Raw genomic sequence first — 16509 nt, 5'->3', positions numbered from 1 at the left:
AACTTATACATACATATTCACAAACGAAAGTCAAAGCTGCCTCTCGGCAAGCTTTGACTATCATGTTTGAACTTACTAATTCTTACTTCTTGTCTTCGTCCACAACTTCATAATCAGCATCAACAACATTATCGCGTTTTGCTTCACCTTCAGTTGCATTTGCACCCTCGGCACCAGCGCCAGCTGCAGCAGCTTGCTCATAAAGTTTGACAGACAATTGTTGTACAACTTCAGTCAATTCTTCTGTTGCTGATTTAATAGCTTCCACGTCATCGCCTTCAAGAGCTTTCGTTACCTTCTCTTTAGCAGCAGTCGCTTTATCAATTTCACCTTGATCTACTTTATCGCCAAGATCTTTAATAGTCTTGTCAACAGTATACACAAGTTGATCCGCATTGTTACGAGCTTCTACTAGCTCTTTACGTTTGCGATCTTCTTCCGCATGCAATTCTGCATCCTTCATCATTTGTTCGATTTCAGCATCTGACAAACCGGATGATGAAGTAATTGTGATCTTCTGGCTCTTACCAGTACCTTTATCCAAAGCAGATACGTTCACGATTCCGTTCGCATCGATGTCAAAAGTAACTTCGACTTGTGGAATGCCGCGCGGTGCTGGAGGAATATCTCCAAGCATAAAGCGTCCAAGTGTTTTGTTACCTGCAGCCATTTGACGCTCACCTTGCAACACGTGAATTTCTACGCTTGTTTGGTTGTCGGCATATGTGGAGTAAACTTGTGACTTACTTGTTGGAATCGTTGTATTACGATCAATCATTTTGGTAAATACGCCACCAGCTGTTTCAATACCAAGTGACAATGGTGTTACGTCGAGAAGAACTACGTCTTTAACGTCACCAGTCAATACGCCAGCTTGAACTGCTGCACCAAGTGCAACCACTTCATCCGGATTAACACCTTTATGTGGATCTTTACCTGTTAGTTTCTTAATAGCTTCTACAACTGCAGGAATACGAGTTGATCCACCAACTAATACGACACGGTTAATATCATTAGCTGTAAGACCAGCATCACTTAATGCTTGACGTGTAGGTCCTAATGTACGCTCAACAAGTGAAGCGGACAATTCTTCAAATTTAGCACGAGTAAGGTTCATTTCCAAGTGCTGTGGTACGCCATCTACTACTGTAATAAATGGAAGTGAAACCGTTGATGTAACAACACCGGATAGTTCTTTCTTAGCTTTCTCTGCTGCATCTTTCAAACGCTGTACTGCAGCTTTATCTTTACTTAGATCAATACCTTGTTCTTTCTTGAACTCGCTTACTAGGTAATCGATGATCACTTGGTCAAAGTCGTCGCCACCTAAGTGATTGTCACCAGAAGTTGCTTTTACTTCGAAGAAACCGTCGCCTAGTTCTAGGATAGATACGTCGAACGTACCACCACCAAGGTCAAATACAAGAATTGTATGATCTTCCGTTTTTTCCATACCATACGCAAGTGCAGCCGCTGTCGGCTCATTTACGATACGCAATACTTCAAGACCAGCAATTTTACCTGCATCCTTTGTTGCTTGACGCTGTGAGTCGTTAAAATACGCTGGAACCGTAATAACCGCTTGTGTTACAGATGTTCCAAGATAAGCTTCAGCATCTGCTTTTAGTTTTTGCAAAATAATAGCTGAAATTTCTTGTGGTGTGTAGTCTGTGCCATCAATTGTTTCTTTATGGTTTGTACCCATATATCTCTTGATCGACATAACTGTACGATCTGGATTTGTAATGGATTGACGTTTAGCAGTTTCACCTACGATACGCTCTCCATCTTTCTTAAAACCTACAACTGAAGGCGTTGTTCTGTTGCCTTCCGGGTTAGGGATAATAACGGCTTCGCCGCCTTCCATTACTGCTACACATGAATTTGTTGTTCCTAAGTCAATACCAATTACTTTACTCATTTCTTTGTTCCTCCTTGATATTCTTTATATAGAACTACATGCTAACTTTAACCATCGCTGGGCGAATGACTCTGTCATTAAGTACATAACCTTTTTGGACTTCTTCTACTACAAAGCCCTCTTCATACTCATCGGATTCCACCTGCATAATTGCCTGATGGAACTCAGGATTAAACGGTTGCCCTACACTTTCAATAGGGGATACACCTTCATTCTTTAGTATGCCTTCGAATTGACGGAATACCATATCGATTCCTTTAATAAGGCCGTCGAAATCTTGTGTTTCCTTAGAAGTCTGCAAAGCACGGTCGAAATTATCGATAATAGGAATTAAATTTTCAACTAGCTTTTGGGAAGCGTATTTAGCAAGCTCTTCCTTCTCCTGACGCGCACGGCGACGGAAATTATCAAAATCAGCCTGATTCCGAAGGAGACGCTGGTAATTCTCGTCTGCTTGTTTACGCAATTGTTCAAGCTCTTCGCCTTCAACTGTATATGTAGAGGCTTCGCTCATCGTTTCCTCTTGATTATCATCTACCTCTGTGTTGTCTGCTGTCTCTGGGTTGTCTGTCAGCTCTGAATTATCATGTTGCTGAGTCTTCTTACTCACTCAAAGATCACCTCCTGTTTAGAATGAACAATCATGAACTGTATTTAAGTTTTATACCACTTTGCTAGGGACATCTCCAAATTTTTGGACATGTAATCAATCAATCGAATCACTTTGCCATATTCCATCCGTGTCGGACCTAGAATTCCAACTGTACCAATCAATTGATCATCAATTGAATAAGATGCTGTGATGAAGGAGCAATCTGTCATTGCCTGCATGGAATTCTCCGCACCAATTCGCACTTGTAGACCTTCCGGAGAGGAAGAAATAAGTCGAATAAGCGTAGGCGTTTCTGCTAACAGATCTAATATGTTTTTGACCTTATCGACATCTTTAAATTCAGGCTGTGTTAGCATGTTGGTTGATCCACCAATAAATACGCGATCTTTATCATCGCTTAGCAGAACACCCTCAATCATGCCCAGCAGTTCTTCATAGTTTGAAGTGTATCTACTTAACTCAACTGCAACCTCATTAAACAATTTGGACTTAAATTGCTTTAAATTCACATTCTTCAATCGGTCGTTAAGTAAGTTTACGACTTTCTCAATGTCGGACATCGACATTCCTTCTGGTAATGTGAAAGTCTTATTCTCAACATGCCCCGTATTCGTCACAATGAGCGCAACTGCAGTTGTATCCGTAATCGGAATAATCTGTAGGGACTTAAGAGTCGTACCAAAAACATCGGGACCTAGCACAATCGATGTATAATTCGTCAAAGACGAAAGAACAGTTGCAACATGGCCAATAACATCTTCCATCTCTTGAATTTTATTTGAAAAATAAAGCTTCATTACATCGAGCTCATGTGGATTTAACCCACCCTGCTCAATTAGATGATCGACATAGTATCGGTAGCCTCTATGTGACGGAATTCGTCCCGCGGAAGTATGTGGTTGCTCTAAAAAACCCATCTCCTCCAAATCGGACATTTCGTTCCGAATGGTAGCTGGGCTAAACCCTACATTACCGCGCTTAGAAATACTACGCGAACCAATCGGCTCTGCAGAGCGGATATAATCATCTATAATCGCACTTAGAATCGTTCGTTGGCGTTCCGACAGCATAGCGATACCTCCATAATAGTGATTCGTTAGCACTCATCTTAAGTGAGTGCTAACTCATAATTAAAAAATAACAGACCCTGAGGTCTGTTGTCAAGTTAATCTAGCGTCAATTATCGCCTATTTCCTTCTTATGTATCCAATCGTTTTAATACTGCAATCTCATCACAACAAAACTGTTTCTTGCAGTTCACACAATCTTTCCATACTTTCTCTGGAAACACATCCTTTGGAACTATACTAAAGCCATTCTTAAGGAAGAATCCAACTTCATATGTGAGTGCCATCACTTTAGGGATTTGTTGAATTCTTGCATCTTCGATAAGTGCTTCAACAAGCAATCTGCCGATCCCTTTACCTTTATATTCATCCGTTATGCCAAGTGAACGAATCTCTACCAGATCAGATCCAAGCTGAGTAAGAGAACCACAACCTATTAATTCTTCATCAGAAGTTTCCGCCACCACAAAACTAGTAATCTGATTAAGAAGAGTTTCTTTAGATCGATAAAGCATAATTCCTTGTTTGGCATAATGTTCAATTAGTTCGAATAAAGACTCTACATCTTCTGCAACTGCTTTACGACAATTTAGCCCCATGACATAACCCACCTTATATTGCTCCATAATAACCTTGTTTGAAGGATTTAGGTATAAATATACAATATTTTCGCATGATTATACAAGAGGGAATAGTCCGATTTTTTCAGTTTTTCATAATTTATATGTTTATTGTATCGGTATAAGAAGAAGCCAAGGACAATCTCAAAGAGTTGAGTTTGATAAGACAATTCCAGAATATATGTAAAGAAGCTTCCCAAACCATGTTAAGAATGGAGTGGAAAGCTTCTTTGTTTATGAAAGATAGGTTGAAATATTTAGTGTGAAATATTAATGATACTTATTAAGTGATACATTTTAAGTGATACGTATTAAGTAATAAATGAAGCGAACACATCGTTACCAAATAACAATCCTTTATCAGATAATCGATAATTTTGCTGATCACTTAGCAGTAATTCCTGAGCTATTAAACGATCGATTGTTTGTCCAAACACATCACGAATGGAACATCCAAACTGCACTTCGAAATCAGCATCCTGCACGCCGCACATCATTCGAAGACCAACCATCATGAAATCCTCCATCGCTTCTTGTCGACTCACTTCATGTTGTTCCAGAATTGGTAGACCAGACTCTGTAGCATTGATGTAAGGCTGTACACCTTTGACATTCACATGACGCATACCATTTGAATATCCGTGAGCTCCTGCTCCCAATCCATAGTAGGGCTCATTCTTCCAGTAGGTGATATTATGCTTGGAAGCATAGCCTGGTTTAGCAAAATTAGATATCTCATACTGCTCATAACCCGCTTCTTGCAGCGTACGCATGATTAATAGAAACATATGAAGCTCTTCCTCTTCATCAGGTAACGGCAGTTGGTTCTTATTAAATAATTGATGAAAGAGCGTATTCTCTTCTACTTTCAATGAATAGATCGAATAGTGCTTCAAATCTAATTTGAGCGCTTCTTTCAGTGTAGATTCCATAATTTCTAGTGTCTGCTTGGGAAGACCAAACATAAGATCAATTGAAATATTGTCAAACCCGATTTTACGCGCATTCTCTAAACTACGATAAACATCATCTGTGTTATGAATACGTCCAATTCGCTCTAGCAAACCATTATCAAAAGACTGTACGCCAAAAGAAAGCCGATTAACTCCTCCTTCTTTCATCACAGCTAGCTTGGCTTCATCCGTCGTGCCTGGATTAGCTTCCATGCTGAACTCAAGCTCAGGAGTGCTAAGTGGAAAATAAGTACGTACAAGCCGTAAGAATTTATCCATTTGCTCAGGCAATAACACAGTCGGCGTACCACCACCAACGAATATCGTCTGAATCGAGCTTGGCGGCAGCTGTTTAACTGTATGCTCCATCTCACGTTCTAGTGCTTCTAAATACGCATCGACTGGTTGTCCCTTGAGAACGAATGAGTTGAAATCACAGTAAAAGCATTTATTTGTACAAAATGGGATATGAATATATACGGCTTTAGGTGCCGTGTTTAATTGAGTCATTTGATAATTTCCTTTACTCTTCCAACCTGGCCATCCGTGAGTCGTACTTTAATACCATGCGGGTGTTTCGGTGAGTTCGTTAGAATATCTTTCACAATTCCTTTGGTGAGTTTACCTGTACGTTGATCATTCTTCAAAACAATATGGACTTCGATTCCCGGAGTCACGTCTTTACGCAGTTGCCCGTTCATATTTCGCCTCCGTGTATGTGTGCTATAAATTTTATTGGCATGCTGCATGATGACATGTTGGAGCATGTTGGCATGCTGCATGATAACATGTTGGAGCATGTTGGCATGATGGCATATTACTCCGTTGCATAATGGATATTGTATGCTACATGCTGATAAGCCGGTCTATTGCCAAGTTGCATATTACATATTGCACGTTGACAAGCCGACATGTTCACATAATAGCACGCACCCATGCTCAATAGTTTCATTTTACTATAAGTACAGCCAAAATCGAAATTTTAATTAGAATTCGATCGTATAATGTCTCTTCATCAGAGTTTGAATGCATATTGTACAATCAAATTAACGCAACAAACCCTCTACGAATATTAGAGTGTATTCCGTACATTCAAAATCATACTTTGATCGCTATTTTAAAAAACGCCCTTAAGCCAAATGGCTAAAGGACGTTCTTCGTCTTTACTTATCGTTTTTGTTTATCGTTGTTATTTATCGTCGATTTTAAGAACTGCCATGAACGCTTCTTGAGGTACTTCAACGGATCCGACTTGCTTCATCCGCTTCTTACCTTCCTTCTGCTTCTCAAGCAATTTCCGTTTACGTGAAATGTCACCACCGTAGCACTTGGCAAGAACGTTCTTACGCATTGCTTTAACGGTTTCACGGGATACTATTTTTTGACCAATCGCTGCTTGAATGGGTACTTCAAACATTTGACGCGGGATTAGTTCACGCAACTTTTCACAAATAATTCGACCACGGTTGTATGCACGATCACGGTGAACAATGAAGGATAAAGCATCCACTTGTTCATTGTTAAGGAGAATATCCATCTTAACCAAGTTCGATTTCTTGTATCCTGAGATCTCATAGTCAAAGGATGCATAGCCTTTTGTGCTTGACTTCAACTGATCGAAGAAGTCATATACAATTTCCGCTAACGGTATATTGTAAGACAACGTAACGCGATTCGTATCTAGATATTCCATATTAATGAATTCGCCACGCTTGCTCTGACACAATTCCATAATTGCACCAACATAATCGTTTGGAACAATAATCGACGCTTTAACATATGGCTCTTCTACGAATTCAATACGCTGTTGATCTGGATAATTTGATGGGTTATCGATGTCCATCGTTTCACCATTCGTCAGCGTGATGCGATAAATAACACTCGGTGCAGTCGTAATAAGTGGAATATTGAACTCACGTTCAATCCGCTCTTGAATGATTTCCATATGGAGTAAACCAAGGAAACCACAACGATAGCCAAATCCAAGCGCTGTTGACGTCTCAGGCTCATAACGAAGCGAAGCATCGTTCAGTTCTAATTTTTCTAGTGCCTCACGAAGATCGTTATAATCTGTCGTCTCAATTGGATACAATCCACAGAATACCATTGGGTTGATCTTGCGATAGCCTGGAAGTGCCTCTTGAGCAGGATTCGCTACATTCGTAATCGTATCCCCTACTCGTGTATCACCAACATTCTTAATACCTGCGACAACGAATCCTACGTCACCTACATTAAGCTCGTCAACGATTGTCATCCGCGGCTTGAAAGCTCCAACCTCGATAACCTCAAATGTTTTATTAGTTGCCATAAATTTGATCTTAGAGCCCGTACGAATTGCTCCATCCACAACCCGCACATAGACAATTACACCTTTGTATGGATCATAATGCGAATCAAAAATAAGCGCTTTAAGCGGCTTTGAATGATCGCCAGTTGGTGCTGGTACCTTCGCACATACTTGTTCCAAAATCTCTTTGATTCCAATTCCAGCTTTAGCTGACGCAAGCACCGCTTCTGAAGCATCGAGGCCGATAACATCTTCGATCTCCTGCTTCACACGTTCAGGGTCTGCGCTCGGCAGGTCAATCTTATTGATAACTGGCAAAATTTCTAAGTTGTTATCAAGTGCAAGATACACATTCGCCATTGTCTGAGCTTCGATACCTTGCGCCGCATCTACAACAAGCAAAGCACCTTCGCAGGCAGCCAAGCTTCGAGACACTTCATACGTAAAGTCGACATGTCCCGGTGTATCGATCAAGTTCAGGATATATTCCTGTCCATCATCTGCCCGATAATCAAGGCGAACCGCTTGCAGTTTAATCGTAATCCCACGTTCCCGCTCCAAATCCATTTGGTCGAGCACTTGCTCCTGCATTTCACGTGTGGACAACGTTCCTGTATATTCTAATATCCGATCGGCTAACGTGGACTTCCCATGATCAATATGAGCAATGATTGAGAAGTTACGAATTTGTTTCTGTCTAGCTTGAATATCCGTCATGCCTTACCCCCACTATCAATTACAATAAACATCATTATAACAGTTGGTGGAATAGGCTTCAATGTTTACTGTAAACATGTATCAAACAAATAAGTCGAATATGGCAGAAAAAAACGAAACTATCAAACTAGCCAACTGTTTTACAAGACTGCCAAGGCCTTTTCCAAGACTACCAAACAGTGAGCTATGCTCCGTTTGATTACGTGCAAGTCTGATCTCCTCGTAGGTTAGTTTAGCTTTCTGAGCTTCTGCTTCCGCTAGTTTCTTTTTTTCCTTCTCAAGATCTTGCGCTTGCTGTTTTTCCTTCGCAATTGCAGCCTTATCCACTTGTTCACTATCCATTGGTCCATATACGCGTTCCATTCCACTAGAAGCTAAGCTTACTCCGAATAGGATACAGAAAACTGTGAATATGATAACGAGCCCACTTTTCAAATAAAATCTTCCCGTCCGATTCACTAGACCCACACTCCCTAAATTAATGCAAAACTATTCGAAAGCAGCAACCATCATCCATTTACCTTCTGTGCTTTTAGGATCACTTCTGAAATCGCTGAGCTAAGGGCATCTACTGTGCGATAGCATTCTTCGAGTGTATTGTATGGGCCCCCGACTTCAATCAAAATTGAGTTTGGTGAAATCGTTTGGTTATAGATCCCATTACCTTCTTTTTCCGTTTTGGCATAGATTCCTTTGGATAGCCCCGGCTTTTTATTTTCCAAAATTTCATGTATTTGATTTGCGAACGATTCATTTTTTTTCCAATTCGGATTAACTGTCCCAATAATAAAGTGAACTTGTGCATAATCCGTACCATCAATACTTACCGTCGTCTTCTTACGAGCCAAAGAATCACGGTGAATATCAAAATAATATTGCAAGTCAGAATTAACAGCAGATACTTCTTGAAGTGTTCTCATGGAATATTTATAGGAATACACACTCTTAAAATCCTTGATAATATTAGGGTAGTTAGCCTTAGAATGTAGTGCACCAATACCTGCTTGCTGTAATTTTTCCGTTAATCTTTTTCCGACAAGCATAATATTTTTACTTGAATTATAGGCTAAATTTGGATCTGTTATCCCCTTGTCCTTTAGTTCAGGCAAGAATGATTCCGTACTATGCGACTGATAAATAAACGCTATTTTATTACCACCCATTACTTGGTTACGCTTGTCTGGTGGATTTTCTATAGGTGCTGGAATCGGTGTTATTTCTTCTTGTGCATTTGGTTCTATGGCTTCTCCAGTAAAAACACTAGCAGGAGGAGACAAGTGAAGCGGTTCACTAGGGTTGTCCACCTTGCCTGGACGTAGTACCGTCGTTTTCCCAGCATTCAAGCCCGGTATTTCGTGCGCAAGAATGGACTTTGGGTCCTCTGGATTCAGGTCCGTTAAGAAACGAACCATGAAATACAGAATATTCTTACCTGAGAATGTAAAATCCATCGAGCCTTTCTGCAAGCCTGGCACTTCCATTCCTAGCATATCAACAAAAAATTGATTGGAAACAGCCGCGGCTAGTCCCTTAATAGAACCCGTAGGTGCCGAATCCGTCTTGGATTGGAATATACTCCCTAGGCTCACGATAACGATTACTAGCAAAGTACTCATACTTCCGATGAGCATTAATTTGCCGAAAGATCCAGCACTTTCTAGTGTTTTTCGTAAACTGTTCAAATTGAGTGTTACTGAGGTTCTTTTCATCTGATTAATCCTCCCGAATCTACTTACTATAATCTATGAGAACTATTCATTTAATAGAACCAATTTAATAGAACCAATATAATAGAAAAAGCACTTTTCTCTTCGCTACCAGTCGTAACGTTGAGTTAGTGCCTTGAACTGACATACATACAGATATTGTTTGAATACTGTTATTGCATAAATACTTAGATGACAAACTTAATTCATAGCTTAATGTGTATATGCAGTAACATTATTTACATCAATAGCGTCATGAAGGGCGGCATTCAATCCGCTTGCGATAATATTCGCTATATCTTCAATGAACTCATCGACCTCTTTTGGAGTGACTAGCAAATCATGTCCAAGCGGCTCAAGTACCTCTTTAACAAGTGACAATCTTTGATTCTCTTCCATGGTATCCAGCATTCCAAGAATCTGGCCAGTTTGAGCTGTATTCTGATTAAAATGAGTTTTCATCAAATCAATACAATTATTCACAATTGTTGATGCATATACGACAGTGGGCACACCAATTGCGATAACAGGTATTCCAAGGATTTCTTTAGTTAATCCTTTGCGCTTGTTGCCGATCCCTGAACCGGGGTGAATGCCAGTATCTGCAATTTGAATCGTCGTATTAACCCGCTCTAGTGCCCTCGAAGCTAATGCATCAATGGCAATTAATAAGTCAGGCTTCGATTTTTCTACAATTCCTTGCACAATTTCACTGCTCTCAATACCCGTTATTCCTAGCACACCTGGAGCGACCGCACTGACAGGTCGATAACCGGGACTCACCTGATCTGGCATCAACTCAAAATAATGCCTTGTCACAAGCAAATTCTCCACAACAAGCGGCCCTAATGCATCCGGTGTTACATTCCAGTTGCCGAGTCCAATCACAAGAACTTTGGCCATTTTGCTTATACCAATATCTGCTAGAAAGCGTTCAAATTCCTGAGCAAATCGTGTAGCCACCCGATCCTGTAGTTCAGTATCTTGATTACGAAGCTCTGGAACCTCCAGCGTAATATATCGGCCTGGAACCTTACCTAGGGCAGCAGCACCTTGCTGTGTTTGAATGTGAATTTGCGTCACTTTAATCCCTTGATCCTCAGACATTTCTGAATGAACGCCAGGAATTGCACTCCCATTAACCCCACTTGCTGTATCTCTCGCTTCTAAAGCGAGATCCGTTCTTACTGCATATAAACTTAAATCCATCTGTCATTCCCTCTCTTACCGTGACATTCAAGTATAGTGTTAGATAAAATATAATTCTTTATGCATGGAGATACGGTTTAACCAAAATCACGATCTAATCATATTGATTATTTTTCTAATAGGCTTATGCTTGATTTTTATAGAATACCGTGATAAAATGTTCAAAGTTGTCAACATACGTAAAGTTGAACGATGTGTATCGAAGTAGGAGGTGAACGTCTTGCCAAACATTAAATCCGCTATTAAACGCGTAAAGGTTAGCGATAAGCGCCGTCTGCGCAATGCATCCCAGAAGTCTGCACTGCGTACAGCAGTTAAAGCTTTCGAAACAACTGTAGCTACGAATAACGTAGATTCCGCCAAAGAAGCTCTAATTCTTGCTTCTAAGAAATTGGATAAAGCAGCTTCCAAAGGTTTAATCCATAAAAATGCCGCTAATCGCAAGAAATCGCGTCTAGCTAAAAAGCTGAACGCTCTTCAAGCATAAGCTTGATTAAGCTAACAAACACATAAGCAAAGTCCGAACCAATGGTTCGGACTTTTTGTTATGTGAAATCATGTGAAGTCTTTGGTGAATGCCACTGCTCTTAGCGAATTTCCTCGAACCCATACATATATTTACGAAGTGCCTCAGGAATGTAAATCGATCCATCCTCACGTTGATGATTCTCAAGTAATGGAATCAGGATACGCGGTGTCGCTACCATTGTATTATTAAGTGTGTAGCAATATTGCAGCTTACCCTCGTTATCCCGGTAACGAATATTGGAACGTCTAGCTTGAAAATCAAGAACATTCGAAGCCGAATGTGTCTCCCCATAAGCTCCCCTGCTTGGCATCCATGTTTCAATATCGAATTGCTTGTGGTTTTTCTGACTCATATCTCCCGAACAAACCGCGACAACACGATAAGGTAGTTCAAGTAGCTGAAGTAACTGCTCGGCGTTACCTGTCATCTCCTGCAGCAGACGATCTGCTTCCTCCATATCACTGCGGCAAATGACAACCTGCTCCACCTTAGCGAATTGATGTACACGATACAACCCTCTGACATCACGTCCTGCCGAACCAACTTCACTTCGGAAGCAGCTCGATACGCCTGCAAGCTTTAATGGCTCATTAGCATCGACAACTTCATCTGCGTAATAAGCAATTAGAGGCACCTCTGACGTTCCTACAAGCCATTTATCACCATTATCAATAGCAAAGGTCTGATCCTTACCAACAGGGAAGAATCCTGTATTCACAAGTGCATCTTCTCTAACCATTATAGGCACATCCATAATGTTATAACCCTTTGCAACAAGCAAGTCGATTGCTAGCTGCTGTACAGCACGATGCAAGTGTAAACCGGCACCTTTAAGGAAATAATTTCTCATTCCTGCTACCTTAACACCCCGCGCTAAATCAAACATTTGATGCTTTTCACCAAGTTCAATATGATCAAGAGCTTCAAACTCGAATGTCTGTATAGTACCGTGCGTTCTTACCGTTACATTATCTGCATCTGATTGACCAATCGGTGTGTCTGCTGACACAGGATTAGGAATTAGCATCATAATTTGCTGGTACTCTTCTTCAATGGTATGCAGTGATAACTCTAATCCATCTAGTTTAACATTAATTTCTTTAACCAATGCTTTCGTATCATTTATCGATTTCTCGTCTGCTTGCTTAACAAATCTGGCAATTTGCGATGAATGGTCATTCCTTGCTTTACGAAGATTCTCCACCTGTGTCCGAAGTATACGACGCTCATGATCTAATTCCATCCACCGATCCAGATCCACATCAATCCTCTTTTGACTGGCAACTTCTTTCAACAACTCAACATGATTACGTATAAAATTCATTTCTAGCATCCCGCTCTACCCCTCTCTTAATAGAAAAAAACACAAAAAGCGCCCTTCGTCTGTTGGGACGAGGAGCGCTTAATTGTCTCGCGGTGCCACCCAATTTGACTGAACACTCATTCGTTCAGCCCACTTTGGTTCCACGATAACGGGTAGATCCCGGTCTACTTAGGGAGCATATGGATACGCTCTGGTCATAGACACTTCCGAGTTGGATGCTCTTCATTAGCATAATTCCGATGTGTAATTATTGAAACTCATTATAGAACATTTTTTTCGATAATACAAATCTAAATTTTAATCTAATTCATCCATACGTAAATTAGGATTTGGATGTTTGTGACCCATGTGCAAGCTTCATTAAGAATAACTCAAGTCCAAGTACCTTATCCAATTGACCGCTTTTCATCTGATAATCTAGATCGGATAACATACCAATAATTGAAGTTAAATATTCGGCCTCAAACATGCGTGCTTGACCTTCAGCGATTTTGACAGCATAGGGATGAAGACCAATTTGAGAGGCAATCTGACCTTGTGAATAACCTTGCTTCGTCAGCTCCTTCACCTGCAGCATAATCCGAAATTGCCTAGCGATTAACATCGTAATTTTGATCGGCTCTTCTTTGTGCTTTAACAGCTCTTCTAGCAATAGAAATGCACGTTCCATTCGAAGCTTGGCCACTTCTTCCACAAGCATAAATACACTTTGCTCAGCGCTTCGTGATACTAATTTATCAATTAGTTCGATTGTCGCTACACCACCATCTTGTAAATACAGTGAGAGCTTCTCAATTTCGGATGATAGCTGTTGCAGATTACCACCTATGTTCATTATAAGCTGTTCTACCGCACCTGTCGCAAATGAAAAGCCTGCTTTAGAGGCCGACTTAACAACCCAGCTAAGTAGCTCGTCTGGAGCGAGCTGAGGGAACGGAACCAATGCATCCAGCGCCTTTAATTTTTTTACAATCGTTTTACGTTCATCTAGCTTATCTGCATCAACCGTAAAAATAATGACAGAGAAATCAACTGGTGCTTTTAAATACTCTAGAAGCTTATCCAAATTATGATCGAACTTACCTGTATCCTTAGCTCCAGTGAAGAATAAAGCATTCTGTGCAAAAATAATTTTCCTAGGAACCATAAATGGAGACGTCTCCGCATCTTCAATGACAGTTTCCACAGCTGTTTCTCTGAGATCAAATTTACTAAAAGCAAAATCTCGATGCTCAGGTTCAATTAATTTATCTGAGACATAATCAATGAATTGTTGCATTAAATATTTCTCTGGTCCATAGCAGATGTATAACGGAAGTATATTTCCTGCTCCTACTTCCTTGGCTGCTTTGCGATAATCCATACGGTTCACTCCTTATAAGCTTTCACTCAGCAAAAGACTGACCATGTGCGCTTATATCTATCTTACCAACGTCAAGGGGATTACGTCAAAACCAAATGGTTTAAACGTAATCCCCTTATTCGTGCTGAGCTCCGCATGTAGGATGCGGTGAATTATTGAAGAAGCATCTATTTAAACACTCGTGCAAGGCTCTAGAAACCTCACACTAAGTGATTATTATGCTTCACCATTCCTCTTCGGTTATGCAGAAACAAATCTGTCATCCGATAAACCGATTCTCTAATTCAGGTTAACCGAGAGAAATTCGATGTCGTAATCATGCCGTCCCTACAACATATGCAGAATGCTCCAATCCGTGCATATAGATATATAATGTTTTTACTTGAATCAATTTCATAACTTCATTTAACAAGTAGTTCTGTCTTTTGGGCAACATCAATTAAATAACCGTGTACAGTTTGATTATCTGTCACTTCATAATATAAACGATTATTCTCAATCCAAACGATTGAGCTTATATTCTCAGTATCTGACCATTGACGCAAGGAACTAAATACCGTTTCGTTCGTAGTTGCTGTAGAAATAGTCAATTTACGATCATTCACTTCGGCAACATACTCATCATTAGCTATCTTTAAATCGCGATCAAGCAATTCATTCGAACCGCTTAACGAATACAGCATACCTTGATCTACTAAGCCGGTCTCCTCCACAACATCATCAGGAACAGCTGGATCATCAGCAGCGGACTCATTTGGATCTACTAACTTCTGTATAGGCCCTACTCTAGAATTCGGCTTGTCTTTCGCTGATGGAATCTCCGTTTGATCCACTTTGCCGATGATTTGCTTAGATTGGTCATGATTAAGAGCAGAAACCTCTGGCTGTTTCATCGTTGGGTTCGTGTTTACATTCTCTTTCTCATTCTCATTATGTATAGCAGCTGGAGCTGGTGAATCTGGTGCCTGAGTTTGCCCTCCAGATATCATTGTACTCGAATTTCCAGCTACTCCTTGAGTGGATTCTTCATCAGCAGCCTTTGTTTTAAATTCACTGTCAGAGAGAAGCTGACTGGCTTCCTCTGGACTCGGAGCAGACGATTGCCCATTCCACAGGAATAGCACAGCAGCACAAGCAGCAAAAGCTACTGCACTTGTTATCTTCCAAGAAATATTGGTAAAGAATCCGCGTGTCCGGGAATTACTTGTGAATTGAATAGCTGAGTCTTCTCCTACAACAAGCGCAGCACTCTCTTCACGCTCATTCTGCTGCTGAAGATCAAGCTCAGCAAGCTTAGGCAAGATGGTATCGACGATACTATATCTAGGCTTTACTTTAGGCAACTGCTCTAACTCTGCAGACAACTTCTTAAGCTTCTCAAAGGTAGAGGCACATTTATCACAGCTATGTACATGGGCTTCGAGCTCCAACTGTTCACCTAGAACCAAATCATCATCAATAAATCTTTGCATTAGCTCTATCATATTCTCACAATTCATTACCGAACACCTCCCTTCTGATATTCCCCTAGAAGACCTTGAAGCTGCTGTCTTGCCCTAAATAAATAAGATTTGACCGTGTTAAGAGGTAAACTTAAGCTTTCAGCAATTTCATTATATGAAAAATCCTGCAAATATCGAAGAACGATAACCGTTCGATGATGCTCTGGGAGCTTATCGATGGCTTCTCTAACGTCTTGTGCCAAATACATTGTCATAACCTCTTCTTCCACATCTTGGTTGTATGTTAAATACGGGTCACTTTCTTCGATGGAAATAGTCGGCTTATTTTTGCGAAACTTGTCGATACAAATGTTCGTTACAATCCGCTGTACCCAGGTTTTAAAAAGTGCTTTTTCTTCATAAGAACCAATTTTAGTATATATACGAATTAGTGCTTCCTGTGTCGCATCAAGTGCATCCTGCTCATTATTTAATACGTAATAAGCAGTACGGTAGACATGAGTTTCGATATCTCGCAACAGGGTTATAAGAGCCTCTCTATCTCCGGATTGAGCCGCTCTTACTAGTTCCGCCGCAACCACTAGGGACTCTCCCCCTCTCCCGCTATCTTATAGACGGTCTTATCCTCTATAAGGTTGCTTAGCTTTTATTATTTTTGAATAATTGTACGCTAAAAACATAAGTTCTTCTTGTAGAATAGCAAAAAAAACCCTAAATCACAAAAAACACCTCAT

General features: G+C 40.4%; 15 protein-coding genes. 1 reads left to right on the top strand and 14 read right to left on the bottom strand.

Features of this window, described 5'->3' with window-relative positions; genetic code table 11:
- Nucleotides 1–82: 82 nt before the first annotated feature.
- From dnaK to gpr, 10 genes are all read right to left on the bottom strand, one after another.
- The gene (gene dnaK / locus AC1DOK_RS14680) at nucleotides 83–1921 is read right to left on the bottom strand and encodes a molecular chaperone DnaK (protein WP_477555038.1); all 1839 of its coding nucleotides are present in this window, start codon (nucleotides 1919–1921) and stop codon (nucleotides 83–85) included.
- 34 nt (nucleotides 1922–1955) lie between these two features.
- Nucleotides 1956–2531, bottom strand: a complete 576-nt coding sequence (grpE, locus tag AC1DOK_RS14675) for a nucleotide exchange factor GrpE (protein ID WP_477555037.1) — start codon at nucleotides 2529–2531, stop codon at nucleotides 1956–1958.
- Between the two features lie 44 nt (nucleotides 2532–2575).
- Nucleotides 2576–3604 carry a heat-inducible transcriptional repressor HrcA gene (gene hrcA, locus AC1DOK_RS14670; RefSeq protein ID WP_477555036.1) on the bottom strand — a complete coding sequence of 343 codons (1029 nt, stop codon included), beginning with the start codon at nucleotides 3602–3604 and terminating at the stop codon, nucleotides 2576–2578.
- A gap of 128 nt (nucleotides 3605–3732) precedes the next feature.
- Nucleotides 3733–4200: an N-acetyltransferase gene (locus AC1DOK_RS14665; protein ID WP_477555035.1), complete on the bottom strand. Its 468-nt coding sequence runs from the start codon at nucleotides 4198–4200 to the stop codon at nucleotides 3733–3735.
- Nucleotides 4201–4532: 332 nt separating this feature from the next.
- A complete protein-coding gene (hemW, locus tag AC1DOK_RS14660) occupies nucleotides 4533–5684 on the bottom strand; it encodes a radical SAM family heme chaperone HemW (protein WP_477555034.1) in 1152 nt (383 codons plus the stop codon).
- A complete protein-coding gene (locus AC1DOK_RS14655) occupies nucleotides 5681–5875 on the bottom strand; it encodes a YwbE family protein (protein WP_477555121.1) in 195 nt (64 codons plus the stop codon). Before AC1DOK_RS14655 ends, hemW begins: the two co-directional genes overlap by 4 nt.
- Nucleotides 5876–6363: 488 nt before the next feature.
- A complete protein-coding gene (lepA, locus tag AC1DOK_RS14650; RefSeq protein WP_477555033.1) occupies nucleotides 6364–8181 on the bottom strand; it encodes a translation elongation factor 4 in 1818 nt (605 codons plus the stop codon).
- 81 nt (nucleotides 8182–8262) lie between these two features.
- Nucleotides 8263–8640 (bottom strand): DUF3679 domain-containing protein, encoded by a 378-nt coding sequence (locus AC1DOK_RS14645; RefSeq protein ID WP_477555032.1) that lies wholly within the window; start codon nucleotides 8638–8640, stop codon nucleotides 8263–8265.
- Between the two features lie 50 nt (nucleotides 8641–8690).
- A complete protein-coding gene (gene spoIIP, locus AC1DOK_RS14640) occupies nucleotides 8691–9890 on the bottom strand; it encodes a stage II sporulation protein P (RefSeq protein ID WP_477555031.1) in 1200 nt (399 codons plus the stop codon).
- A 210-nt stretch (nucleotides 9891–10100) separates the two neighbouring features.
- Nucleotides 10101–11096 carry a GPR endopeptidase gene (gene gpr, locus AC1DOK_RS14635; protein WP_477555030.1) on the bottom strand — a complete coding sequence of 332 codons (996 nt, stop codon included), beginning with the start codon at nucleotides 11094–11096 and terminating at the stop codon, nucleotides 10101–10103.
- Between the two features lie 220 nt (nucleotides 11097–11316).
- Between gpr and rpsT the strand changes: the two genes are divergently transcribed.
- Nucleotides 11317–11583, top strand: a complete 267-nt coding sequence (gene rpsT, locus AC1DOK_RS14630) for a 30S ribosomal protein S20 (protein ID WP_132418136.1) — start codon at nucleotides 11317–11319, stop codon at nucleotides 11581–11583.
- Between the two features lie 100 nt (nucleotides 11584–11683).
- On the opposite strand, the gene serS is transcribed toward rpsT, so the two are convergent.
- The 4 genes from serS to AC1DOK_RS14610 all read right to left on the bottom strand — a co-directional run bounded on the left by serS (nucleotide 11684) and on the right by AC1DOK_RS14610 (nucleotide 16356).
- Nucleotides 11684–12958 (bottom strand): serine--tRNA ligase, encoded by a 1275-nt coding sequence (gene serS / locus AC1DOK_RS14625; protein ID WP_477555029.1) that lies wholly within the window; start codon nucleotides 12956–12958, stop codon nucleotides 11684–11686.
- Between the two features lie 313 nt (nucleotides 12959–13271).
- Nucleotides 13272–14312: a DNA polymerase III subunit delta gene (gene holA / locus AC1DOK_RS14620; protein ID WP_477555028.1), complete on the bottom strand. Its 1041-nt coding sequence runs from the start codon at nucleotides 14310–14312 to the stop codon at nucleotides 13272–13274.
- A 401-nt stretch (nucleotides 14313–14713) separates the two neighbouring features.
- The gene (locus AC1DOK_RS14615; protein WP_477555027.1) at nucleotides 14714–15811 is read right to left on the bottom strand and encodes an anti-sigma factor family protein; all 1098 of its coding nucleotides are present in this window, start codon (nucleotides 15809–15811) and stop codon (nucleotides 14714–14716) included.
- Entirely contained in the window at nucleotides 15811–16356 is a 546-nt protein-coding gene (locus tag AC1DOK_RS14610; RefSeq protein ID WP_477555026.1) for an RNA polymerase sigma factor, read from the bottom strand. Before AC1DOK_RS14610 ends, AC1DOK_RS14615 begins: the two co-directional genes overlap by 1 nt.
- Between the last annotated feature and the right edge of the window lie 153 nt (nucleotides 16357–16509).

The organism is Paenibacillus sp. P5_B5 (assembly GCF_056400365.1).
The sequence above is the reverse complement of the archived record's forward strand: the minus strand, read 5'-3'. Positions and strand labels throughout refer to the sequence as shown.

Bases quoted from the DNA above. Each gene is read 5' to 3' on its own strand.
- dnaK (WP_477555038.1), bottom strand. From the start codon at position 1,921: ATGAGTAAAGTAATTGGTATTGACTTAGGAACAACAAATTCATGTGTA.
- hrcA (WP_477555036.1), bottom strand. From the start codon at position 3,604: ATGCTGTCGGAACGCCAACGAACGATTCTAAGTGCGATTATAGATGAT.
- AC1DOK_RS14665 (WP_477555035.1), bottom strand. From the start codon at position 4,200: ATGGGGCTAAATTGTCGTAAAGCAGTTGCAGAAGATGTAGAGTCTTTA.
- hemW (WP_477555034.1), bottom strand. From the start codon at position 5,684: ATGACTCAATTAAACACGGCACCTAAAGCCGTATATATTCATATCCCA.
- AC1DOK_RS14655 (WP_477555121.1), bottom strand. From the start codon at position 5,875: ATGAACGGGCAACTGCGTAAAGACGTGACTCCGGGAATCGAAGTCCAT.
- lepA (WP_477555033.1), bottom strand. From the start codon at position 8,181: ATGACGGATATTCAAGCTAGACAGAAACAAATTCGTAACTTCTCAATC.
- spoIIP (WP_477555031.1), bottom strand. From the start codon at position 9,890: ATGAAAAGAACCTCAGTAACACTCAATTTGAACAGTTTACGAAAAACA.
- gpr (WP_477555030.1), bottom strand. From the start codon at position 11,096: ATGGATTTAAGTTTATATGCAGTAAGAACGGATCTCGCTTTAGAAGCG.
- serS (WP_477555029.1), bottom strand. From the start codon at position 12,958: ATGCTAGAAATGAATTTTATACGTAATCATGTTGAGTTGTTGAAAGAA.
- holA (WP_477555028.1), bottom strand. From the start codon at position 14,312: ATGGATTATCGCAAAGCAGCCAAGGAAGTAGGAGCAGGAAATATACTT.
- AC1DOK_RS14615 (WP_477555027.1), bottom strand. From the start codon at position 15,811: ATGAATTGTGAGAATATGATAGAGCTAATGCAAAGATTTATTGATGAT.